Genomic DNA, 20,363 nt, shown 5'->3' with positions numbered 1-20,363 from the left:
TCCCGTCCGCGGGGTCGGCCGACCGGCGCGCCCACCCGGATCAGGGCTACCCGCCCCCGAGGAGGGAGAGGAGCAGCTGCGCCAGGGCCACGAGCCAGCCCGCCGCGCCGAAGACCATCCCGGCCACCGCTACGCGGTGCGCCGCCACCGCCGACCGGTGCGCCTGCTCGGCCTGCTCGCGTTCGGCACGGGCGCGCTGTTCCTGGAGCTCCACGTAGGCGTCCAGGCTCTTGGAGATGCTCTCCAGGAGAACGAGGTGGTGGTCCTCGGTGGGGGCGGCACGGTACCTGGCCAGGCTGCGGGTGAGGTCCCTGCGTTCCCCGGTGCGTTCGCCGGGCCCGCCCGGCGGCGCCCCGGCCGGTCCGGGCGGCCGCCTGACCAGGGACGCGAGCCGGGAGAACAGGCCCCTGCTCCGGGGCGGTCCGGTGGGGAGCGGGGGGCGGCGGCGCTCACCGTCCTGTGGAGGGGGCGGGCCCCCGGGCTGCGGGAAGGGGTGGAGAGGCTCCAAGGGGGCGCCGGGGCGGCGCCGGACGGGCCCAGGGGTGCGGGACGGAAGAGCCGGCCCCGGTGCCGGGACCTCCACGGGCGTCAGGGGGCCGCCGAGGAGGTCCAGGACGTGGGCGGCGTGCGCGACCACGGCGGGATCGTGGCGCGGATGGGGAGTGGCGTCCATGCGACCACTCAAGCAGGTCGCCGGAGGAGGCGGAAGCGATTGCCCGAAGCGCGTGCGGGCCTCAGCCGGTCTCCGGTTCCTGTTCTCCCCGGCGGGTGCCGCCGGACAGCACCGCCGTGCGGAAGGCACGCGTGCCCAGGGCCGCCGCTCCGGCCGCACACGCCCCGGCGCCCCACAGGAGCAGGAGGACGGACACCGGGTGCGCCCGCGCGAGGACGCCGATCACCGGGTTGGCCACCAGGAGCGGCAACCACTGGGAGAGGGTCAGCACCGCGTGGGCCCGCCCCACGGCTCCGCTCGGGCAGGCGGCCATGAACAGCGGCCCGACGTGGGTGGAGAAGACACCGGTGCCCAGCCCCACGAGTGAGGACACCAGGCAGAACGCCACCGGTCCCGGAGCGAAGGCGGCGACCGCGATCCCCGCTCCCGCGGTGACCATCCCCAGCGCGGCGGCCGGGCCGGCGCGGCGGGCAGCGCCCCGACACGGTCGCTGAGCGCGCCCCCGTGCAGGGTCAGCAGTACGCGGGGGACGATCTGCGCCGTGAGCACGGCCGCGGCGGCGCCGGGACCGATCAGGGCCGCGTGCCACACCAGCCCGAAGACGAGTATCTGCGTTCCGAGCGCCGTCGATCCTGCTCCGGTCAGCCAGACCCGGTAGAGACGCGGGGGTCCCTGTTCGCTCCGAGCCATCGGGGCGGCCTCCGGTGCCTGTCGGTGGGGGATTTCGGCACCGGGCACGCCAGCGCGCGCCTCGGACAGAGGCAGTGCGGAACCCCGAGGGGCCTTGCCTGCCACCTCGACGCACTCGCCCCGATTGCCGCTGTAGCTGGACGTGTGCCGAGCACGTGCCGGACCGCGTTCCGCGAACCGGGGCCGGGCCCCGGCGCCCGGTTCAGCGCGTCGGACGTGCTCCCGCCCACCCGAGGCCCTGGGATGATCGGGCCATGAACGACTTCATGACCCCGCAGGAGACCGCCCGCCGTGCCTCCGCCGCGGTCGACGCCGCCGTCGGCGCGGGGCGCGACCTCGGACTCACCGTAACCGACGCGAGGGTGCTCCACGACCTGTTCTCCGTCGTGGTCCACCTCGCGCCCTCACCGGTCGTGGCCCGGATCCCCGTCGTCCTGCCGCCCGGAACGGACCTCGACGCCCTGGCGCACCGCCAGCGCGCGGAACTGGACGTGACGCGGTGGCTGGCGGCCCAGGGGACGCCGGTGATCCCTCCCAGCCCCCTCGTCCCCCGGGAACCGGTGCGGCGCGACGGGTTCTCGATGACGTTCTGGCAGTTCGTCGAGGAGGACCGGGGCAGGGAGCCCGACTACGCGGCGAACGCCGAGAGCGTCGCGAAACTGCATGCCGCGATGCGCGACTACCCGGGCCACCTGTCGTTCCTGTCCGCGGCCGAACCGCAGACCCTCGCCGAGGACCTCGCCCGGCTCGACGGGCGCCCCGACCTCATCGACCCGTCCGACCTGGACCGCGCACGCCGCGAATGGCGTGTCCTGGAGCCCCTCGTGAGTTCGCGCACGGCCTTCGAGAAGGCGTTCCCGGGGATCGGCATCCAGCCGATCCACGGCGACTCCCCTCCGGCGAACATCTTCTCCGGGGCGGACGGCGACCTCTACTCCGACTTCGAGCTGGTGACCCTGGGCCCCGTCGAATGGGACCTGGCCGCGCTCGGCCCGGAGATCGAATCCGCCTACGACCGCGGAGCCCGGCGCAACGGCGTGCGGGAGCTGGACGGGGACGTCCTGCGCTTCGTGAACGCCGTGGGAATGCTGCGGGCCATCGCCGCCCTCGCCCTCGCGCCGCAGCTGCCCGTGCTGGTGGAGTACCTGGGGCCGGCCGTCGACCAGTGGCGGACGACGCCGTTCGCCGGTGGGATGGCCGACTGACCCCGGAGGATCCGGTCCGGTCGGGGAGCGCACATCGTTGCTCAGGGGCGCGGAACCCGTTCCGCGCCCTCGCCGGGCCTCCCCCGGACGAGGTTCGCCGCGGCGGCCGTGATCCCGCTCAGCGCGAGGAAGGCGCCGATACGTCCTTCCCTGATGTCCAGGTGAACGGGGTGGCCGAGGTTCGGATGGTGCGACAGGCGGAAGACCCCCATGTCGGAGACCCCGCCGTAGCCGATGTGCACCGAAGCCCACGTGAGGGCGAAGGCGGCATTCAGCACGACCAGTCCCGCCAGCGCTCCGAAGAGGAAACCGTGGACGAATCGCCTGCCGTGGAAAACGATGACGGCCCCGCCTCGTGGAGGAAAACGTGAATGGTCCACGAGTGTTGTACCGGGCGGCCCTTCTCCTGTCACATCCGCTCAGGCCCCCGGTTCCGCCGTCACGTCCCCGATGTGGGAGGACCCCGCACCCCGTCGCGGACCCCTGACCGGATGTGGTCGCCGCCCTTGCACGGAGCCCCCGGGCGGGTAGCGTGGTCGCACCTCGGGACCAGGCCGTCGAGGGAAGGGCGGAGCCGATGAAGCCGAGTGACCCCACCTGCTCCATGTGCGGACGGCAGTACGACGGCGAGTTCATGACGGGCCTGCCCTGCCGCGTGTTCAGCCCCGAGGACGTCGTGACCCCGGGATGCCCGGCCCAGGCGCACATGATCGCCGACCTGGAGGCGAAGGCGCCCCGGGGGAACACCCCGCCGGCAGGGGGATGCCTCATGCTCCTTCTGGCGCTGCCGGCGTTACCGGCGCTGTTGGCCGCTCTGCCCCTGTGACCCCTGCTCCGCACAGGCCGCGACGGTGGATCCCCACGGCCGCCGCACTACCCGGCGAGGGCCTCGCCGATCTGGCGGGTGGTCTGCTCGGCGACCCGCGCGTCGTGTGCCGCGTAGGCGGTGTAGGCGCTCAGCCCCGAGGCCAGCGCCCAGCCCCGCCCCCGGGTCCAGGTGGCCTCGTCCACACCGAGCGCGGTGCGGAAGGCGGCCCGGCTCCCGGCCGACATCAGGGTGAAGGCGATGGTCAGGTCGCACGCCGGGTCCCCGACCCCCAGTTCGCCGAAGTCGATGACCGCGCTGAGTCGGCCGTCGTCCATCAGCAGGTTTCCGGTGTGGAAGTCGCCGTGGAACCAGACGGGCGGCCGGTCCCATCCGGGAGCGCCGAGCGCCGCCTCCCACAGCCCGGTCATCGCCGCGGCGTCGAACACGCCGCCGACCTCCGCGATGGCGGCCCGCGTCTGCCGGTCACGGGCGGCCAACGACCTGTCCTCGGCCGCCGTGTCCACGCCGTCGGCCGGGGTCCCCTCGGGGGTGAACCGCTGAAGGGCGCTCAGGAACCCGGCCAGTTCGACAGCGGCGCCGCGGGAGTCCCCCAGTGCCTCGACGGTCGCCACCTCGCCGTCCATCCAGCGCGACACCGCCCACGGCCACGGGTAGCCGAGGTCGGGTTCGCCCACCGCCACGGGGGCCGGCACGGCCAGGGGCAGGTGCGGGGCGAGCCGGGGCAGCCATGCGAACTCCTTGCGGGCCTGGCCGCGGGCACCGGCGTGGCGTGGCAGCCGGACCGAGAGCTCGTCGCCCAGGCGGTGGATGACGTGGTCCGAGCCGGCCGGGCCGAACGGCCTGAGCGGGAGCCCGGACCACTGCGGGAACTGGGTGTCGACCAGGCGCCTGACGAGCGCGGTGTCGATGAAGGGTCGGGGGTCCGGGGGCGTGTCGGTCGCCAAGGGCAGCTCCAGCCGTCGGCCCGCTGCGTCCGGCGGGCGCCGGGGCCATCACAGCGCCCCGCGCGCCCGCCTGTCCACCGGTTTTCACCGCGTGGGACGGGGCGGCGGGGACGGGGTGGGGCACCGTCGTCCCCGCCGCCCCGCGCCTCCGTGTCACAACCTGATCTGCTCGTCGGTGAGCACCTCCCTGGCGTCCCGGTACTGGATGTGTCCCTCGTCGATGTAGTAGTCGGAGAAGTCCATGTTGGCGATGGACAGGTTGTTCTGGACCGTCTGGACCGCCACGGGGGTCGCGCGGAAGGACAGGCCGGGTTCCTCGTACAGGTCCACGAGCAGGAGCGGGTGCCTGGGGTCGCCCATGGTCGTCCTGTCGGCGATGATCAGGAAGGTGTGCTCGTAGTCCCGCGGGACAAGGGAGAGGATCTGCTCCGTGGTGGCGCCCGCGTACCGGGGGTCGTCGAGGACGTCCACGTAGGCGTGGTAGAACTTTTCCTCCTCCCCCTCCTGCCGGAAGATGCCGTCCGGCACAGGAGCGCGGACCTCCGCGACCACGGCCTCCCAGACCGCGTCGTCGGTGTGGTCGGTGCGGATGATCAGCGGGTCCTCGGTGTGGGGCAGCAGTTCCATGCGCGTGTCCGGCGTCCGGTACGGGGCCGTGCGGGCCGAGACCTCCAGCCGGGCCCCGAAGACGTCGTCGGGCCCCGGGGAGGAGTCCTCGTCCTCCGCGAAACCGATCGCGAAATACTCGTCGAGCGCTTGGACCAGCAGGTGGAACACGGCCGCGGCGTGCGGGCCGATCCGGTAGGAGTCCTCCCCGTCCCGGACGGCCAGCAGGGGGAGCAGGAGCGTGTCGGCCATGGTCGTCTCGTCGGCGATCAGGACCAGGCTGGGGGTCCACGTCCCGGCGCGGTGCAGGGCGTCGCGGACCTCGTCGGGACCGGCGCCGCTCCAGGCGGGGTCGTCCACCACGACCAGGTGTTTGGGGTTCTTCTCCAGGATCGCTGCTTCCTGCGCGCTCACCGGGCCCGGTCCGGGCGGGTACGCGCCGGGCAGGTCGCCCAGGCGGGAGCGCACGTCCCTCCAGGCGTCGTCGTCGGCGTAGTGGGTGCGCACGATCAGGAGTCCGGGCACCGGGGGTCCGTCGGAGGCCGGGGGGAGGTTCAGGGTGGGGTGCATCGGGGGCCGCTTCGCAGGAGGGGACGGGTCCCCCCGGTTCTAGCAGGGCGGACCGACGATCCGCCCGACCTCCCGCACCGGGCGTCCCGCCCACGAAGGCACGGGCGGCGGTCCCCCGCGTCCGGTCCCTCCGACCGGAACCCGCCGCAGTGGGCGCGGGGCGCGCCGTCGGCTCAGAAGCGGAAGCGCAGCACCCGCATCAACCCCCGGGTCCACGGCCACCGGGACAGTACCCGGTACAGGGAGCGGAAGGGCTGCTCGGGCACGGAGGCGTGGTCCCCGACCACCTCGTAGTCGCCGGTCAGCGACAGCCCCGGATACCAGCGCTCCGGCAGGCGGGGGTCCTCCAGGCCGTACATCTGCCAGCCGAACACCCCGGCCAGGCGGCCCACGTGGGGGGACACGACGTCGAACACCATCTCGCCCCCGCCGGGGAAGCACGCCAGGAGGCGGCCGAGCAGGGCATGGGTCTCCTCTGGCCGCAGGTACTCCACCAGGCCCTCGGCGACCACCAGGACGGGCGCGTCGGTCGGTATCTCCTCCAGCCAGTCGGACTCGGTCGCCGATCCGGCGAGGAGCCGGTAGCGCGGGGGCTCGGGCAGGACCCTGCGGCGCAGGGCGACGACATCGGGAAGGTCCGTGTCGATCCAGCGGCCCCGCTCGGGGGCGCCGACGCGCAGGGCGCGGGCGTCCAGCCCGCAGGCCAGCTGGAGGACGGTCCCCCCGGGGTTCGCCGCGATCCACTCGCGCACCCACGCGTCGATGCGGCGGGCGCGCAGCAGGACCATGTAGCGGTCCCCCGAGGTGCCCCGGAGGTGGCGCCGGTCGAACTCCAGGCGGTCCATCACGTCCACGGCCCACACGTCGCCGAGGACCGGTTCGGTGTTGCGGAAGTCGAGGACCTTGTGGTGGACGGTCCACAGCAGGGTGCTCTCGACCTTGCCCAGGCGGACGTCGACCTTGTCCGTCGCGCGGTTTCCGGATCCGACCTCGCCCATGCCCGGTGTCCTCTCGTGCGGCGATCGGTGACCGGTTCCCTACCCGTTACCGTCCGCCGGACGCGCGGAACCGGCGACCGTGTCCCGGCGCCCTCCCGGTGGCCGGCGCCGGGCCCGGGCGGGACGCCGGGGCGTCCGCGGTGCCGGGCGCTACTTGGTCTCGGGGCTGATCCACAGGGCCTCGGCGGCCACGAGGCCGAGGGCCTGGGAGCGCTCGGGGGCGCCCTCGTCGGGGCGCACCGCGATCTGGAGGGACCCCGCGAAGGGCTGGCGCTCGACCACCTCCACGTTCATCCCGATGCCGATCTCGATGTCGGCGAGGTAGCGGAGCAGTTCGGGGTCGGTGTCGTTGACCCGCACGATGACGCCGCTGACGCCCTCGTCGGCGTTGGACAGCAGCACGGACTCGCGCTCGACGATGTGCCCGTCGCGGGTCGGGATGGGGTCGCCGTGGGGATCCACCACGGGGTTGCCCAGGTGGGCGGCGATACGGTCGACGAACTTGTCCGACACGACGTGTTCGAGGATCTCGGCCTCGTCGTGGACCTCGTCCCACGAGTAGCCCAGCTCGGCGACCAGGTATGTCTCCAGGAGGCGGTGTCGGCGCAGCACCGACAGCGCGGCCCTGGTCCCGGCCTCGGTGAGGTTGACCGCGCCGTAGCGCTGGTGCTCGACCAGGCCGAGCTCGGTGAGCTTGCGGAGCATGCCCGAGACCGAGGAGTTGGACACCGACAGGCGTTCGGCCATCCCGGAGATCGTCACCGGGCCGGTGCCGCGCTCCTGTAGGTCGTAGACGACCTTCACGTAGTCCTCGGCCGACGTGGACGGCCGTGCCGGTGTGTTCCCCATGGCCATAACCGTATCGCGGACCGCCCGCCGGAAACGATTTCCGTACCGCCCTGTGGACGGGGCCCGAACCTCCCCGAACAGCCGCGAAGGGCCTCACCCCGGGCAGTTCTGACCGGACGGCGGCCCCAGTGCCGGACGCCCCCGCGAGACGATCCGCGCCCCGGCCGGGCCGACTTCGCGAACCTGCACGGAACCGCAGGCGCAACGCACCCACACGGTCAGGCCGAGGCCCGTGGCATGCCGGGACACCACCAGGAACGGCTGGTCGTCGGGCCATCCGCAGTGAGGGCAGAGAGTCGTCATCGCACACCTTCTCCATCGGGGTCTCACACCAGCCTCACGGCCGAAACCGTTAATGTCCAGGTTGAATTTCCGCATGGTTATGTGAAGAATCAGGTACATGATCGATCTCAGGCGCCTCCGTATCCTGCGGGCCGTCGCCCACTACGGGACGGTGACCGCCGCCGCCGGAGCCCTGCACTTCACCCCCTCCGCAGCCTCCCAGCAGATCCGCCAGCTGGGCAGGGAACTCGGCGTCACGCTCCTGGAGCCCAACGGGCGGGGCGTGCGGCTCACACCCGCCGCCCGCACCCTGCTCGACCACGCCGACGCCATCCACACGCGGTGGGAGCAGGCCGAGATCGAGATGCGCGGGCTGGGCACCGAGCCCTCCGGGCTCCTGCGGGTGGCCGCCTTCCCCATGGCGCTGTCCCGGCTTCTCGCCCCCATGGCCGCGGCCCTGACCGCCCGCCACCCCCAGCTCGACGTGCGCGTCCTGGAGGCCGAGCCCGGGGAGTGCCTGGACCTGCTCTTCCAGGGGGAGATCGAGCTGACGGTCATCGAGGCCGCGCCGGGCGCGCCGCCCCGCACCGACGCCCGTTTCGACCAGACCCCGCTCCTGGACGACGTGTTCGACCTCGTGGTGTCCGACCGCCACCGCCTCGCGGGGAGGGAGAGCGTGGCGCTGGCCGAGACCGCCGCCGAGTCGTGGATCCTGCCGACCCCCGGCACGACCTGCCACGCGCACACCATGACCGCCTGCGCCGCGGTCGGTTTCACCCCCGACGGCTCCCACCAGGCCCTGAACTGGGGAGCCGTCGCCAGCCTGGTCGCGCACGATCTGGGGGTGGCCCTCATTCCACGCATGAACGACCTCTCCCCCGGCCTGCCCGTCGCACGGGTGCTCCTGGAGGGCCCCTACGTCCCGGCGCGCAAGATGCTCACGTGCGTCCGGGAGGGATCGCGCCGCAACCCCGCGGTGGCCGCCGCCCAGGAGGAGCTCCAGAGGCTCGCCGCGACCGCCGCCGTCTCCACCGCCGTCCCCGCCTGACCGCCTGTGCCCGACGCCGACGTCGGGCAGATGTCCGTTCCTCACCACGTTTTGAGGGTTGTGCCTTTCCGGCAGGCGTGAAAGGCGGCAAAGCTTACACCGGTGTTTCACAGATAAGATCAAGGTGTCTCCTCCCCTCCGCAGAAGGGCGGCACCATGGCGGACGCCTCCACGGCCATCGAACTCGACCGGGCCGAACTCCGCGAGGTCACCGGCTTCACGGTGGCGTGCGCGCGCCCCTCACTGGCGCTCTTCGAGCGCGAGCGCCCCGGCGACCGGCGCCCCCGGGCCGCGATCGAGGCGGCGCTGGCGTTCGCGGACGGGGCCGAGCGGACCAAGGCGATCCGCGACAACGCGTGGGCGGCGCACCGCGCGGCCCAGGAGACCCGCGACGCGGGCCGGGGAGCGGCGAGCGCCGCCGCGCGCGCCGCCGCCAACACGTGCGGTGCGGCGTTCCTCCACCCCCTGGCCAAGGCGACCCAGGTCAAGCACATCCTCGCGTCGGCCGCCTACACCGCGCACGCACTCGAACTCTCCTCCGGGGACGGTCCCGACGCCGTCGACGACCACCTCGCGCGGCTGGGGCTCCTCGCCACCCCCGTCGTCGTGGACGTCCTGGGACGCTACCCCGAGGCCCCGCCCGGCGGCGGGCGCGTCGGGGAACTCGTCCGCCGGTTGGACGCGTCCCTCCGGCGGTCCCCGCCGGCGCGCTGACGCAGGGACCCTGTCAGCGGCCGATCCCGTCCAGCTCGGCGAGGTCCTCGGTGGAGAGCCGGAGCCCCGCGCCGGCGGCGTTCTCGCGCAGGTGCGCCCTCGACGAGGTCCCGGGGATGAGCAGGATGTTCGGCGACCGCCGGAGCAGCCAGGCCAGGGCCACCGACATCGGCGTCGCGTCCAGGCGGTCGGCCACGGCGGAGAGCGACGAGGACTGGAGGGGGCTGAAGCCGCCGAGCGGGAAGAAGGGCACGTAGGCGACGCCCTGTTCGGCGAGCTCGTCGATCAGCTCGTCGTCCTGGCGGTGGGCGAGGTTGTACATGTTCTGCACGCACACGATCGGCGCCATGGCGCGCGCCTCGGCGACCTGCTCCGCCGTAGCGTTGCTCACCCCCAGGTGCCGGATCAGGCCCTGCTGCTGGAGTTCGACGAGGGCCGCGAGGGGCGCGGCGAGCGAGCCGGGGCGGGGCCCCTGGGCGTCACCGAGTCGGAGGTTGACCAGGTCGAGCACGTCGAGGCCGAGGTCGTCGAGGTTCTCGTGGACGGCGCGGCGCAGGTCCTCGGGCTCGCGGGCCGGGGGCCAGCCGCCGTTCCGGTCGCGGTCGGCGCCGACCTTGGTCACCAGGTGCAGCTCCGGGGGGTAGGGGTGCAGCGCTTCCCGGATGAGCTGGTTGGTGAAGCGCGGCCCGTAGGCGCCGGCGGTGTCGATGTGCGTGATGCCGAGGTCGACGGCCTCGCGCAGGACGGCGAGTGCGGCGTCGCGGTCGGTCGGCGGGCCCATGACCCCGGGGCCGGCGAGCTGCATGGCTCCGTAGCCGAACCGGGAGACGGACAGCTCTCCCAGGTCCCAGGCGCCGCCGGGGAGGGGGGTGGAGGGCGTGTTCATGTTCTTGCCTTTCGTCGCGGTCAGGGGGTGGTTCCCGAGGGCTCCTTGCATCATTATGGGAAGGCAACTTCCCTCTGGGAAGTAGGCACTTCAGGGTGCGTAAGTCACCCACGGGTGAGGGGAGCAGGCGATGGCGACGAGGACGGCGGCCCAGAAGAGGGCACAGGCCAAGGCCGAGTACGACGCCTTCCTGGCGGTGTGTCCCAGTCGTCAACTGCTCGACCGCATCTCCGACAAATGGGTCACGCTGATCCTGTGCGCCCTGGGTGGGGACGGTTCGCCCCGGCCGGGTCCCGACGGCTCCGGCGAGCCCCGGCCGATGCGCTACTCCGAGCTGTCGCGCCGGCTGGCGGGCGTCAGCCAGAAGATGCTCACCCAGACGCTGCGCTCGCTGGAGCGCGACGGGCTCCTCATCCGCACCGCCGTGCCGACCGTGCCCGTCACGGTCACCTACGAGCTGACCGACCTCGGTCTCTCACTGCACGGGGCGGTGCGCACCATCAAGGCCTGGGCCGAGGCGCACATGGACGACGTGCTCGCCAACCGCGAGGCGCACGACGCCCGCGACGCCTGAACCGCCCCGTCCCGCGAAGCGGAGGCGGCGCACCGTCCCGCCTGCCCCGCTTCTGCCCGCTCGGCCCGAGCCGCCCGCGTCACGCGGAGTGCCGCCGCCGGCAGCCGGACCGCTCCTCCCGGGGTCCCTCCCGGCCCCGGCGCGCCTCCCGTGCCGGGGCGGATCCGGACGCGCCCCTCCGGCGCGCCGACGGATGGGCGCCCCGACCGCGGCGAGCAGGCCCGGCCCCGCCCCGGGGCCAGGCTTCCCGACCGGGGCGGCCGGCCCGACCCCCGACCAAAGAGACGGCTCCGGTCACGAAAGGAGAATGCACCCGCGCGCCGCGCGACCCAGGCTGGGCGCATGACCACTTTCCCCAAGACCGATCGGGCGCCGGACCTCTCCGGATTCCCCGGCCGCCGCATCGGCGGCGCGGCGCTCATCGCCGCTCCGCTCCTGTGGTGCGCCGGCCTGTTCCTGCGCTACCTCGCCCTGCGCGGAGGCGCCTTCACCGAGGCGGAGCTGCGCGCGTTCGAGGCCCAACCCTTCATGGCGCCCTCCCAGCTCGCCGCCTACGCGGAGTCGCCCCTACTGGCCACGGCCGCACAGGCCCTGTTCGCCTCGGGGGCCATGCTGCTGGTCCCCGCGTTCGCCGCCCTCGCACGCCTGGTCGCTCCGAGGTCTCCGTGCCTCGCGACGACGGGCGCCGCGCTGATCGCGCTCGGGCTGCTCGGCCGCATGTACTCGGTGGGCGTCGACGCGACCGCCTTCGCCCTGGTGGACGGCCTCGGCCTCGGTCCGGCGACGGCGACCGTGAGCGCCGCCTACGCCGATCTCGCCTACGGTCCGTGGCGTGTGCCGGTGACCGCGTACTTCGGCCAGTACGCCGGGGTGCTGCTGCTGGCGGTCGGGGCCCACCGCTCGGGGGTGCTCGGCACGGGCCGCACCGTCCTGCTGCTGCTGTGGGGAGCGCTCTGGACCGGGGTGCTGAAGGAGGCGACACTGTTCGACTGCGCTGTCGCGGCGGCAGCGGCAGGGCTGGTGTTCGCACCGCTCGGGGTCCGTGTTCTGAGGAGGGCGGCGACCGACCGCGCGGCGGAGCGAAGCGGAGCGCCCGCGAACACGTGGTCGCGCCTTCTCAGCTGGTGACCGGGCGGTGGCGGGCGGCGGCGCTGCGGCTAGGGTGTGGCGGGTGAGTGTCGAGTGCCGTACCCGCCCTCGGTTCGGCCGCGTCGACCGGGTGCTCGGCAGGGCGGTGTCCGTCGTCCTCCCCCTGGGGGCGTTCTGCGGTGCCTTCTACCCCCTGCTTCAACCGCCGTCCCACGCCGCACTGGTGACCGGGTTCACCGCGGTGCCCGGCTTCGCCGCGGCCCTGGTGGTCGGTGTGGCGGCCGCAGCCGCTGTCCGGACGGCACCGCACCCGGTCTGGCCGCTGGTGGCGCTGGCAGCAGTGGACGCCGTGCTCCGAGCCCCCGGTCCGGTGACCGCCATCGCCCTCTACCTCGTGGCGGTCCACGGCCGGTCTCCGGTCGTTGCCGCGGTCGCTACGGGGGCGACCTTCCTGTCCGTGGTCCCGCGGCCGGGTGTGGACTGGGACTCGGCTCTCGGCAACGCACCCCTGTTCGTGTGGCTGCCACTGGCCCTGGGGGCGTGGACCGCCGTTCGCGCCCAGGTGCTGGCCGGGCTGGTGGAGAGGGCCGACCGGCTCGAACGTGAGCGGTCCGCCTTGGCCGCGCAGGCCCGTGCCGAGGAACGGACCCGGATCGCCCGCGACATGCACGACGTCGTCGCACACCGGGTGTCGCTCATCGTGCTGCGGGCCGGGGCTCTGGAGATCGGCGCGTCTGACGGGGCCACCGCGGCAGAGGCGGAGCTGATCCGCCGGACCGGCCAGGACGCCCTCCTCCAACTGCGCCAGGTGCTCGGGGTGCTCGGTCGGTCGGGGGAGGGCGCGTCCGGCGCCCCGGACCTTCTGCGCCCCCCGCCCGCACTCGCGGACCTGGCGGAGCTGGTCGACCGGTCACGGTCGGCGGGCGTCCCGGTCGAGCTGGAAGTTCCGGACGGGAGCGGAGCAGACACGGGCGACCTCGTCGAGGAGCACGCCGTGTACCGGGTCGTGCAGGAGGCGCTGACCAACGTGCACAAGCACGCGGGGGGTGCCGCGGCCCGCGTGGCGGTGCGCCGGGAGCCCGAAGCCATCGAGGTCGAAGTCGAGAACACACCGCCCGAGCGGGCTCCCCTGGCCCTGCCCGGGGCCGGGTCAGGCCTCATCGGGTTGCGCGAACGCGTCGAGGCGCTCGGCGGCGACTTCCGGGCGGCGCCGACCCCTGAGGGCGGGTTCCGGGTGTGGGCGAGGCTGCCGACATGATCCGGGTCCTCCTCGCCGACGACGAGACGCTGGTCCGCACCGGACTGCGGATGATCCTGGAGACGGCCGACGACCTGGAGGTCGTTGGCGAGGTCGCGGACGGCGCCGAGGCACTCGCCGCCGTCCGAAGCCTCCAGCCGGACGTGGTCCTGATGGACGTCCGCATGCCCCGGATGAACGGGGTGGCGGCGCTCAAGGCGATCAACCGCGGGCCCGCTCCGCCCAAGGTCGTCATGCTGACCACGTTCGACCTGGACGAATACGTGTACGGCGCCCTGCGCGCGCGGGCTGCGGGGTTCCTGCTCAAGGGCAGCGGTCCCCGTGAACTGATAACGGCCGTCCGCGCGGTGGTCGACGGCACCGCGATCCTCGCCCCGGCCCTCACCCGTCGATTGGCCGACGCCTTCGCCGAACACCGCCCCGCCGGAGTGCGCGACGCCCAGGACCGTTTGGCGAGGCTCACCGCACGGGAGCGTGACGTCGTCGACGGTGTGGCCCGGGGGCTGGCCAACGCGGAGATCGCCCGGGAGCTGGTGATGACAGAGACCACGGTCAAGGCCCACGTCAGCCGGTCCCTGGCCAAACTGGGTCTGGCCAACCGGGTCCAGATCGCCCTGCTCGTGCGCGATGCCGAGCGGTGAGAGCGCACCCGTCCGGAGCCCCGGGGTTCGTGGTACGGCGGGGATCTTCGGGTACCTGCCGGGCCCCGGAGTCCGTCCGGTCCAGGGTCGGGCACGGCACGGCTCCGCTAGCATCACGCGGATGAGCGCTCCCCACCGCGATCCCTGGCCCGGCGTCGTCCCGGGAACCGAGAACGAGCACGCCGCCTGCGCCGACCTGTGGACGCGCGCCCTCGCCCACCGCGACGGAACGGCACCCGACCCCGCCGACAGGGACCGGGTGCTGCGCAAGCTCGGCACGCCGCCCCACCTGCTCCTCGTAGTGCGCCCCGTGGAGGGTGGCGACCCGGCCGGGTTCTCGCTGAGCTTCCCGCCCGCCGCCGGGGACCCGTCGCGCACCGCGCACCTGGCCTTCCTCGCGCTGGACCCCGGCCGCCGGGGGCGCGGATGGGGACGCCGCCTCCTGGCCGCCACCCTGGACCGCCTGTCGGGGACGTCCGACGCGGTCACCCTGGAGGTCCTCCCCGACAACGCGGCCGCCCGCGCCCTCTACGAGTCCACGGGGTGGCGGGTGGTCGGCGAGGGCCGGTTCGAGGGCTCCGGCCGGTCCAGTGTCGTCTACCGCCTCGACCTCGGCGGCCGGGGTTGACCGCCCCGGGCCTCCACGCGTGCGCGGTGTCCCCTCCGGCGCGGGCGCCCTCAGGGCGCGAAGGTGGGGTCCGGGACCACGGCCACGTCCAGGACCAGCGGCTCGTCGCGGTCGGCGAGCCCGGGGACGACCTCGTCCAGGACCCGCACCAGGTCGCCGTGGGCGCGGACCTCCACCGCCGGGCAGCCCAGCCCCCGGGCGAGGGCCGCCAGGGAGACCTCGCCGAACGCGGGCCAGGGCGGCTTGCCTCCCCTGTGCTCGGCGAGGCGGTCCATGATCGCGTAGCGGCCGTTGGCCAGGACGACGAAGAGGACCCCGGCCCGGTAGCGGTGGGCGCTCCACAGCGCCTGCACCTGGTACAGCGCGGACCCGTCGCCGACGACCGCGACCACGGGGCGTCCGGGGGCGGCCATGCGGACCCCGGTGGCGGCGGGGAGCGCGAAGCCGAGCCCGCCCATGGCGGCCGACAGGAAGCCCAGCGGGGCGCGGGCGGGCAGCAGCCGGTGCAGCTGAGGCCGGCTGGAGGGGGTCTCCTCGACCACGACCGTGTCCGGTGCGATCCGTTCGGCCAGCGCCCGCAGGACGTGGGCCGCGCGCAGCGGCTCGCCCTCCGCCGGCGGCGCCGTCTCCTCAGGGGCCGCCGCCGGTCGGGGCGCCGGTGACACGGGGCGTTCGCGCACCAGGTCCGCGACCACCGCCGTGAAGGGCGCGACCGGGGCGATGACGGCGATCCCCGCGGGCCCGCGGTGGGCCTCCGCAGGGTCCTCGGAGACCATCGCCAGGCGGGTGCCGGGGACCACGAGGGGGCCGTCCGCGTAGATGTACTGGCGGAAGACCGGGGCGCCCGCCGTGAACACCGCGTCGTGGCCGCGCAGCGCCTCCCGCAGCCGTGAGCGCTCGGCGGGCAGGTGCCCGGCGAACAGCGGGTGGTCCTGGGGGAACCCGGCGCGGGCGCCGAAGCTCTCCTGGTAGACGGGGGCGCCCAGCCGTTCGGCGAGTGCCGTCAGGGCGGCCCACGCGGGCGCGCTGTCGGCGCCGGCCCCCACCACCAGGGCGGGGTGTGCGGCGCCGTCCAGGAGCGCGGCGACCTCGGCCGCCGCGCCGTCGTCGGGGGCCACGTGCGCGGGGCGGGCCACCCGCACCGCCGCGGCCCGGGGCTGTCCGGGGTCCACCGGATGCGACCAGTCGTCCATGCACACGACGACCAGGGCGGGGCCGCGTCCGTGCGAGGCCTCGTGGTGGGCGCGCACGACGGCTGCGGGCACGTCCTGGGCGCGCGGGGGCCGGTGGACCGCGACCGGGTAGTCCCCGGCGAGGCCTTCGAGCCGTCCGGCCAGGAAGGGCTCGTGTTCCAGGTGGCGGCGGTCCTGCTGGCCGACCAGGACCACGAGCGGCGCGCGGTTGACGCGCGCCGTGGCCAGGGCGCCGACCGCGTTGCCCAGGCCGGCGGTGGTGTGCAGCAGCACCATCGCGGGCCGGTCGCGGGCGAGGGCCCAGCCCGTGGCCATGCCGACCACGGAACCCTCGTGCAGTCCCAGGACGAAGTCGATGTCGTCGGGCAGGTCCACCAGGAACGGGACCTCGGTGGAGCCGGGGTTGGCGAAGACCGTGGTCATCCCCAGCTCGCGCATGGCCCCCAGGGTCTGCTCGCGCACGGTCGGCCTCGTCTGCTCGGGCACGGCGCCCCTCTCTCGGTCGGTGCGGACGGGACGGCCCGGCTCGGCGGTGGGCGTCCCGGTCAGCGGTACAGGGCGGCCAGGTCGGCCTCGGTCCCGATCAGGCCGTCCTCCAGCATCAGGTCGGCGAGAACGCCCACGGACTCCTCGTTGACGGCCTCGGGCCAGCGGGGCAGGCGGATGTCGGTCAGTGCGGCCCCGTCGATCTCGGTGTACTCGCCGAGGATGCGGCGCACCTCGTCGGGGTTGGCCTCGGCGTAGGCGAAGGACTCCTGGAGGGCGGCCTCGACGTCGTCGACGAGTTCGGGTTCCCGGGCCAGCATCTCCTCGGAGGTGAAGTAGGCGGCCACGGACAGCTCGGGGTGGGTGTCCACGAAGTTGGAGGCGATCTCGCGGTTGCCCGCGTCGAGGGCGGCGGTGGTGAAGGGCTCGACGAGCCAGGCGGCGTCGATCCGGCCGTTCTCCAGGGCGGGGACCATGTCGGGGAACGCCATCTCGACGAACTCGATGTCGGAGGGGTCGCCGCCCGCCTCGCGGACGGACTCCCGGACGGTGGTGTCGCCGATGTTGAGGAGGTTGTTGGCGGCGACCGTCATGCCCTCCAGGTCGGCGGCGGTCTCCACGGGGCTGTCGTCGCGGACGAACACGGCGCTGAAGTCCGCGCCCTGCTCCCCGTTGCTGGAGACGCCGTTGGCGAACACCTTGAGGGGCAGCCCCTGGTCCCGGGCGACGAGGAGGGAGACGGTGTTGCCGAAGGCGAACTCGAAGTTCCCGCTGACCACGCCGGGGATGGCGGCGGCCCCGCCCGAGCCCGGCTGGATCTCCAGGTCGATGCCGCGGTCGGCGAAGAAGCCCTGGTCGACGCCGAGGTGGAGGGGCGCCACGTCCACGATGGGGATGGCGCCCGCGGTGATCCGGCGCAGGCCGCCCTCCCCGTCCTCCCCGCCACCGCCGCCGGAGCAGGCCGTGGCGAGGACGAGTACGGCGATACAGCTGAGGGCGGTCGACTGTCGGCGCATCTGTGTCTCCTGAGTCGGTCGGCGGTCGGGGAGGGGTCGCCGCGCCGGGGGCCGGCGGGGGCGGGGCCCGAACTCACGACAGGCCACGGATGTACGTTTTGCGAACAACTGTGCTGAAGGCGAACTTAAGTGATCCAGGTCACCGGGTCAAGGGCGCGGTCCGGATTCCCGGCGCCGGGGAGGCCTGATGATGAGGAGACCCGGGCCGAACGCGGGCCCGGAGCCGTTGGCCGAGAGGTGAGGGCGGGGGCCGAGAGACGAGGAGATGCCGTGGCTGTGCGACGAGGGGCGGACGGACTCCGGGCGGAGTTCGTCGCCAACCGGGAACGGGTCCGGTCCTGGCCGGGGCGGTGGGGAGGCGGTGAGGTCGAGTGGCCGCCCTTCCACGAGATCCCCCGGCCCTGGGTGGTCCCGCCCCGCAAGCGGAAGAGGTGGCTCGAACGACACGCGCCCTTCCTGGAGGAGTACGAGTGGCGGCTGGAGGCGACCCCCGTGGCCGAGGGCGTCAACTCGCTCCAGGCCGTGTGGGCCTTCGGCGGGGGCCACGGGTTCAAGGAGCTGACCATTCGCCTCGGGAGCTACTTCGACCCGGACTACCTGGCCGAGACGCTGGCCCTCGGCATCGGCGCGGCCGGTCTCAGGGGTTGGAGAGGCGACGACGTCCACGGCGTGTACACCTGGCTCCGCGACGGTGCGCGCCACTGCCTCTCCCCGGGGTCCGGCGCCGTGCGCGGACAGCACCGCACGGGCTTCCTCCTCTGCTCGATGTCGTGCTTGGCGATCAGCAGCACCGATGTCGTGACCGAGGTCCGCGTCACCCTCACCGGCACCGCACTGGACGGCGCACCGCTCACCGCCGACGGCCGGAGCTGACGTAGGCCCCCCGGGGCCGGGTGCGCCCGCGAAGGCGCGGCCCGGCCCCGGCGGCGCCGATCGTGCCGTACCGGCCGCCGTCAGCCGCCGGTGAGGACGACCAGGCGCTGCGTCGCGCGGGTCATGGCGACGTAGCGGTCGACCGCACCCTCGATCCCCTCCCCGAACTCCTGCGGGTCGACGAGGACGACCAGGTCGAACTCCAGCCCCTTCGCCAGCTGCGGTGTCAGGGAACGCACGCGCGGCGTCGCCCGGAACGCCGGATCGCCGATGACGCAGGCGGTCCCCTCCGCGTTCCCGGCGAGCCACGCGTCGAGGACCCGGTGCAGGTCCTCGACAGGTCCGTGCGTGACGGGGATCCCGCCGGCGCGCACCGAGATCGGCACGTTGGCGTCCGGCAGCGCGGTCCGGATGACCGGCTCGGCCTCCGCCATGACCTCCTCCGGCGTCCGGTAGTTGATGCTCAGGGAGGCCGTCTCGATCCGGTCGAACCCGACCCGTTCGAGCCGTTCCCGCCACGGCTCGGTGAACCCGTGCCTGGCCTGGGCGCGGTCCCCGACGATGGTGAAGCTCCGGGAGGGGCAGCGGAGCAGCAGCATGCGCCACTCGGCGTCGGTCAGCTCCTGGGCCTCGTCCACGACGATGTGCGCGAACGGTCCGGCGAGGAGGTCCGGGCTCGCGGAGGGCAGTGCGGCCTCGTCCACCAGGGTGTCCTGGAGGTCCCGTCCGTGCAGCATCGTCACGATGCCCTCGCCGTCGTCGTCCGCCGCGAGCAGGTTGTCGATGACGCCCGACATGCGCTCGCGCTCGGCCGCGACGGCGGCCCTGCGCCGGCGCTCGCGCAGTGACGCCCCCGGGTCGCCCAGGCGCCGGCGCGCCGCGTCCAGGAGCGGCAGGTCGGACACGGTCCAGGCCTGGGCGTCCTCCCGCTGGAGCCCGCGGACCTCGCCCGGGCTAAGCCAGGGCGCGCACAGGCGCAGGTAGGCGGGGACGGACCACAGGTCGCCGACGAGATCGGTCGGCTCGATCATCGGCCACGCGCGCTGGAGGGCCGTGACGAGCTCCGCGTCCCGCAGGAGCGAACCGCGCACGAGCTCGGGGGTGACGTCCTCGTCGTCGTGCTTGTCGGCCACGATCGACGCCAGCTCGTCCCAGATCTGCTCACGCGCCTCGTTGTGCGGGGTCCCCGGCCCGGGGGCCGAGAACGCCTCGGCCCAGTCGTCGGCGCCCAGCCAGACCTCGGACCAGTCCGTGGAGACCGTCATCCCCTCGGTGGGCGGCTTCTCGTAGAACCTGACGGCCGCCTCGATCGAGTCGACCAGGCCCGCCGACGACTTCAGCGCGGCGACCCCGGGGTCCTTCTCCGGCTTCGCCGAGGCGCCCTCCGGGACGAGGTCCCGCAGGGTGCAGGTCTGCACGCCCTCCTCCCCGAGGCTGGGAAGGACGTCGGCGACGTAGGCCAGGTAGGGCTGGTGCGGACCGACGAACAGCACGCCGCCCCGGCGGTGGCCGAGCCGCGGGTCGGAGTACAGGAGGTGGGCGGTGCGGTGCAGGGCGACGACGGTCTTCCCCGTGCCCGGCCCGCCGTCGACGACCAGGGCGCCGCGGGACCCGGCGCGGATGATGGCGTCCTGGTCGGCCTGGATGGTGCCGAGCACGTCCCTCATCCGGGACGACCGGTTGTCGCCCAGGCTGGCGATGAAGGCGGACTGGTCGTCGAGGGCGGCGTGCCCCTCGAACCCGTCGGCGGTGAACACCTCGTCCCAGTAGTCGCTGATCCGGCCGCGGGTCCACCGGTACCGGCGGCGGCTGGCCAGCCCCATCGGGTCGGCGTGGGTGGCCGCGAAGAACGGCTCGGCCGCCGGGGAGCGCCAGTCGATCAGGAGGCGGCGCCCCTCGCCGTCGGTGAGGCCGAGCCGCCCGATGTAGACGGGATCGGATCCGTCCGCGCCGACGATGTGCCCGAGGCACAGGTCCAGGCCGAAACGGCGCAGGGCGCGCAGGCGGTTGGCCATCCGGTGGATCTCCAGGTCCCGGTCCAGGACCTCACGCCCCTTGCCGACGGGCGCGCTGCGCCGGGCGTCCAGGCGGGCGGACAGTTCGGAGACCGACTGTTCGAGGCTCTGCGCGATGGACGCGAAGTGCCGTTCGTCGTCGGCGATCAGGGCCGGGTCGGCCTTGGCGGCGAGGTGCTCGGGGAGGTCGAACGCGCTGGTGGTGAGGCTGTTCACGCCGTCTCCCATGTCGTCGGTGCTGGTCACGAAGGACGATTCTGCAGCACGACGGGGGTCTTGCCGCAAGCCCCCGGGTG

At 74.0% G+C, this 20,363-nt stretch carries 21 protein-coding genes; 10 read left to right on the top strand and 11 right to left on the bottom strand.

Going from position 1 to position 20,363, the window contains the following annotated elements:
* Positions 1-46: 46 nt before the first annotated feature.
* Both ABZ234_RS18180 and ABZ234_RS18175 read right to left on the bottom strand, forming a co-directional pair.
* The gene (locus tag ABZ234_RS18180; protein ID WP_355012860.1) at positions 47-673 is read right to left on the bottom strand and encodes a hypothetical protein; all 627 of its coding nucleotides are present in this window, start codon (positions 671-673) and stop codon (positions 47-49) included.
* 61 nt (positions 674-734) lie between these two features.
* The gene (locus ABZ234_RS18175) at positions 735-1,112 is read right to left on the bottom strand and encodes a hypothetical protein (protein WP_355012859.1); all 378 of its coding nucleotides are present in this window, start codon (positions 1,110-1,112) and stop codon (positions 735-737) included.
* Between the two features lie 505 nt (positions 1,113-1,617).
* On the opposite strand from ABZ234_RS18175, the gene ABZ234_RS18170 reads away from it, so the two are divergent.
* Positions 1,618-2,568 (top strand): aminoglycoside phosphotransferase family protein, encoded by a 951-nt coding sequence (locus ABZ234_RS18170; RefSeq protein ID WP_355012858.1) that lies wholly within the window; start codon positions 1,618-1,620, stop codon positions 2,566-2,568.
* Between the two features lie 41 nt (positions 2,569-2,609).
* Here the strand turns inward: ABZ234_RS18170 and ABZ234_RS18165 are convergent, their stop codons facing one another.
* Positions 2,610-2,948 (bottom strand): hypothetical protein, encoded by a 339-nt coding sequence (locus tag ABZ234_RS18165; protein ID WP_355012857.1) that lies wholly within the window; start codon positions 2,946-2,948, stop codon positions 2,610-2,612.
* Between the two features lie 197 nt (positions 2,949-3,145).
* Between ABZ234_RS18165 and ABZ234_RS18160 the strand changes: the two genes are divergently transcribed.
* The gene (locus tag ABZ234_RS18160; protein WP_344175788.1) at positions 3,146-3,394 is read left to right on the top strand and encodes a hypothetical protein; all 249 of its coding nucleotides are present in this window, start codon (positions 3,146-3,148) and stop codon (positions 3,392-3,394) included.
* A 47-nt stretch (positions 3,395-3,441) separates the two neighbouring features.
* Here ABZ234_RS18160 and ABZ234_RS18155 read toward each other — a convergent pair whose 3' ends face one another.
* From ABZ234_RS18155 to ABZ234_RS18140, 4 genes are all read right to left on the bottom strand, one after another.
* Entirely contained in the window at positions 3,442-4,341 is a 900-nt protein-coding gene (locus ABZ234_RS18155; RefSeq protein WP_355012856.1) for an aminoglycoside phosphotransferase family protein, read from the bottom strand.
* A gap of 153 nt (positions 4,342-4,494) precedes the next feature.
* The gene (locus ABZ234_RS18150; RefSeq protein WP_355012855.1) at positions 4,495-5,517 is read right to left on the bottom strand and encodes a hypothetical protein; all 1,023 of its coding nucleotides are present in this window, start codon (positions 5,515-5,517) and stop codon (positions 4,495-4,497) included.
* Between the two features lie 173 nt (positions 5,518-5,690).
* Positions 5,691-6,515, bottom strand: coding sequence for a class I SAM-dependent methyltransferase (locus ABZ234_RS18145; RefSeq protein WP_355012854.1), 825 nt, complete (start codon positions 6,513-6,515; stop codon positions 5,691-5,693).
* A 150-nt stretch (positions 6,516-6,665) separates the two neighbouring features.
* Positions 6,666-7,364, bottom strand: a complete 699-nt coding sequence (locus ABZ234_RS18140; RefSeq protein ID WP_267950051.1) for a metal-dependent transcriptional regulator — start codon at positions 7,362-7,364, stop codon at positions 6,666-6,668.
* 400 nt (positions 7,365-7,764) lie between these two features.
* On the opposite strand from ABZ234_RS18140, the gene ABZ234_RS18135 reads away from it, so the two are divergent.
* Together ABZ234_RS18135 and ABZ234_RS18130 are read left to right on the top strand one after the other, a co-directional pair.
* Complete coding sequence (locus ABZ234_RS18135; protein WP_355012853.1) at positions 7,765-8,694, top strand: LysR family transcriptional regulator; 930 nt, start codon at positions 7,765-7,767, stop codon at positions 8,692-8,694.
* Positions 8,695-8,850: 156 nt separating this feature from the next.
* Positions 8,851-9,408 (top strand): putative immunity protein, encoded by a 558-nt coding sequence (locus ABZ234_RS18130; RefSeq protein ID WP_355012852.1) that lies wholly within the window; start codon positions 8,851-8,853, stop codon positions 9,406-9,408.
* 13 nt (positions 9,409-9,421) lie between these two features.
* Here the strand turns inward: ABZ234_RS18130 and ABZ234_RS18125 are convergent, their stop codons facing one another.
* Positions 9,422-10,294 carry an oxidoreductase gene (locus tag ABZ234_RS18125; RefSeq protein WP_355012851.1) on the bottom strand — a complete coding sequence of 291 codons (873 nt, stop codon included), beginning with the start codon at positions 10,292-10,294 and terminating at the stop codon, positions 9,422-9,424.
* 130 nt (positions 10,295-10,424) lie between these two features.
* On the opposite strand from ABZ234_RS18125, the gene ABZ234_RS18120 reads away from it, so the two are divergent.
* The 5 genes from ABZ234_RS18120 (at position 10,425) to ABZ234_RS18100 (ending at position 14,484) form a co-directional block, all read left to right on the top strand.
* Complete coding sequence (locus ABZ234_RS18120; protein WP_355012850.1) at positions 10,425-10,868, top strand: helix-turn-helix domain-containing protein; 444 nt, start codon at positions 10,425-10,427, stop codon at positions 10,866-10,868.
* Between the two features lie 342 nt (positions 10,869-11,210).
* Positions 11,211-11,996 carry a hypothetical protein gene (locus ABZ234_RS18115; protein ID WP_355012849.1) on the top strand — a complete coding sequence of 262 codons (786 nt, stop codon included), beginning with the start codon at positions 11,211-11,213 and terminating at the stop codon, positions 11,994-11,996.
* 43 nt (positions 11,997-12,039) lie between these two features.
* The gene (locus tag ABZ234_RS18110) at positions 12,040-13,215 is read left to right on the top strand and encodes a histidine kinase (RefSeq protein ID WP_355012848.1); all 1,176 of its coding nucleotides are present in this window, start codon (positions 12,040-12,042) and stop codon (positions 13,213-13,215) included.
* Positions 13,212-13,856 carry a response regulator transcription factor gene (locus ABZ234_RS18105; RefSeq protein ID WP_355012847.1) on the top strand — a complete coding sequence of 215 codons (645 nt, stop codon included), beginning with the start codon at positions 13,212-13,214 and terminating at the stop codon, positions 13,854-13,856. Before ABZ234_RS18110 ends, ABZ234_RS18105 begins: the two co-directional genes overlap by 4 nt.
* A 121-nt stretch (positions 13,857-13,977) precedes the next feature.
* Complete coding sequence (locus ABZ234_RS18100; RefSeq protein ID WP_355012846.1) at positions 13,978-14,484, top strand: GNAT family N-acetyltransferase; 507 nt, start codon at positions 13,978-13,980, stop codon at positions 14,482-14,484.
* Between the two features lie 50 nt (positions 14,485-14,534).
* On the opposite strand, the gene ABZ234_RS18095 is transcribed toward ABZ234_RS18100, so the two are convergent.
* Both ABZ234_RS18095 and ABZ234_RS18090 read right to left on the bottom strand, forming a co-directional pair.
* On the bottom strand, positions 14,535-16,163 hold the full coding sequence (locus tag ABZ234_RS18095) for a thiamine pyrophosphate-dependent enzyme (protein WP_355012845.1): 1,629 nt from the start codon (positions 16,161-16,163) through the stop codon (positions 14,535-14,537).
* A gap of 59 nt (positions 16,164-16,222) precedes the next feature.
* Complete coding sequence (locus ABZ234_RS18090; RefSeq protein WP_355012844.1) at positions 16,223-17,179, bottom strand: ABC transporter substrate-binding protein; 957 nt, start codon at positions 17,177-17,179, stop codon at positions 16,223-16,225.
* A 270-nt stretch (positions 17,180-17,449) separates the two neighbouring features.
* On the opposite strand from ABZ234_RS18090, the gene ABZ234_RS18085 reads away from it, so the two are divergent.
* Positions 17,450-18,052 carry a hypothetical protein gene (locus tag ABZ234_RS18085; RefSeq protein WP_355012843.1) on the top strand — a complete coding sequence of 201 codons (603 nt, stop codon included), beginning with the start codon at positions 17,450-17,452 and terminating at the stop codon, positions 18,050-18,052.
* 80 nt (positions 18,053-18,132) lie between these two features.
* On the opposite strand, the gene helR is transcribed toward ABZ234_RS18085, so the two are convergent.
* The gene (helR, locus tag ABZ234_RS18080; protein WP_355012883.1) at positions 18,133-20,295 is read right to left on the bottom strand and encodes an RNA polymerase recycling motor ATPase HelR; all 2,163 of its coding nucleotides are present in this window, start codon (positions 20,293-20,295) and stop codon (positions 18,133-18,135) included.
* Positions 20,296-20,363: the final 68 nt, after the last annotated feature.

It is taken from the genome of Nocardiopsis sp. NPDC006198 (genome assembly GCF_040613895.1).
Lineage (GTDB): Bacteria > Actinomycetota > Actinomycetes > Streptosporangiales > Streptosporangiaceae > Nocardiopsis > Nocardiopsis tropica.
Note: the sequence above shows the minus strand (reverse complement) of the source record. Positions and strands in the feature narration are given on the sequence as shown.

What these genes read in the sequence shown, in the direction of transcription:
- ABZ234_RS18180 (WP_355012860.1), bottom strand. Translation starts at nt 673, where the DNA reads ATGGACGCCACTCCCCATCCGCGCCACGATCCCGCCGTGGTCGCGCAC.
- ABZ234_RS18160 (WP_344175788.1), top strand. Translation starts at nt 3,146, where the DNA reads ATGAAGCCGAGTGACCCCACCTGCTCCATGTGCGGACGGCAGTACGAC.
- ABZ234_RS18145 (WP_355012854.1), bottom strand. Translation starts at nt 6,515, where the DNA reads ATGGGCGAGGTCGGATCCGGAAACCGCGCGACGGACAAGGTCGACGTC.
- ABZ234_RS18130 (WP_355012852.1), top strand. Translation starts at nt 8,851, where the DNA reads ATGGCGGACGCCTCCACGGCCATCGAACTCGACCGGGCCGAACTCCGC.
- ABZ234_RS18090 (WP_355012844.1), bottom strand. Translation starts at nt 17,179, where the DNA reads ATGCGCCGACAGTCGACCGCCCTCAGCTGTATCGCCGTACTCGTCCTC.
- ABZ234_RS18140 (WP_267950051.1), bottom strand. Translation starts at nt 7,364, where the DNA reads ATGGGGAACACACCGGCACGGCCGTCCACGTCGGCCGAGGACTACGTG.
- ABZ234_RS18100 (WP_355012846.1), top strand. Translation starts at nt 13,978, where the DNA reads ATGAGCGCTCCCCACCGCGATCCCTGGCCCGGCGTCGTCCCGGGAACC.
- ABZ234_RS18105 (WP_355012847.1), top strand. Translation starts at nt 13,212, where the DNA reads ATGATCCGGGTCCTCCTCGCCGACGACGAGACGCTGGTCCGCACCGGA.
- ABZ234_RS18135 (WP_355012853.1), top strand. Translation starts at nt 7,765, where the DNA reads ATGATCGATCTCAGGCGCCTCCGTATCCTGCGGGCCGTCGCCCACTAC.
- ABZ234_RS18115 (WP_355012849.1), top strand. Translation starts at nt 11,211, where the DNA reads ATGACCACTTTCCCCAAGACCGATCGGGCGCCGGACCTCTCCGGATTC.
- ABZ234_RS18120 (WP_355012850.1), top strand. Translation starts at nt 10,425, where the DNA reads ATGGCGACGAGGACGGCGGCCCAGAAGAGGGCACAGGCCAAGGCCGAG.
- helR (WP_355012883.1), bottom strand. Translation starts at nt 20,295, where the DNA reads ATGGGAGACGGCGTGAACAGCCTCACCACCAGCGCGTTCGACCTCCCC.
- ABZ234_RS18150 (WP_355012855.1), bottom strand. Translation starts at nt 5,517, where the DNA reads ATGCACCCCACCCTGAACCTCCCCCCGGCCTCCGACGGACCCCCGGTG.
- ABZ234_RS18170 (WP_355012858.1), top strand. Translation starts at nt 1,618, where the DNA reads ATGAACGACTTCATGACCCCGCAGGAGACCGCCCGCCGTGCCTCCGCC.
- ABZ234_RS18125 (WP_355012851.1), bottom strand. Translation starts at nt 10,294, where the DNA reads ATGAACACGCCCTCCACCCCCCTCCCCGGCGGCGCCTGGGACCTGGGA.
- ABZ234_RS18175 (WP_355012859.1), bottom strand. Translation starts at nt 1,112, where the DNA reads ATGGTCACCGCGGGAGCGGGGATCGCGGTCGCCGCCTTCGCTCCGGGA.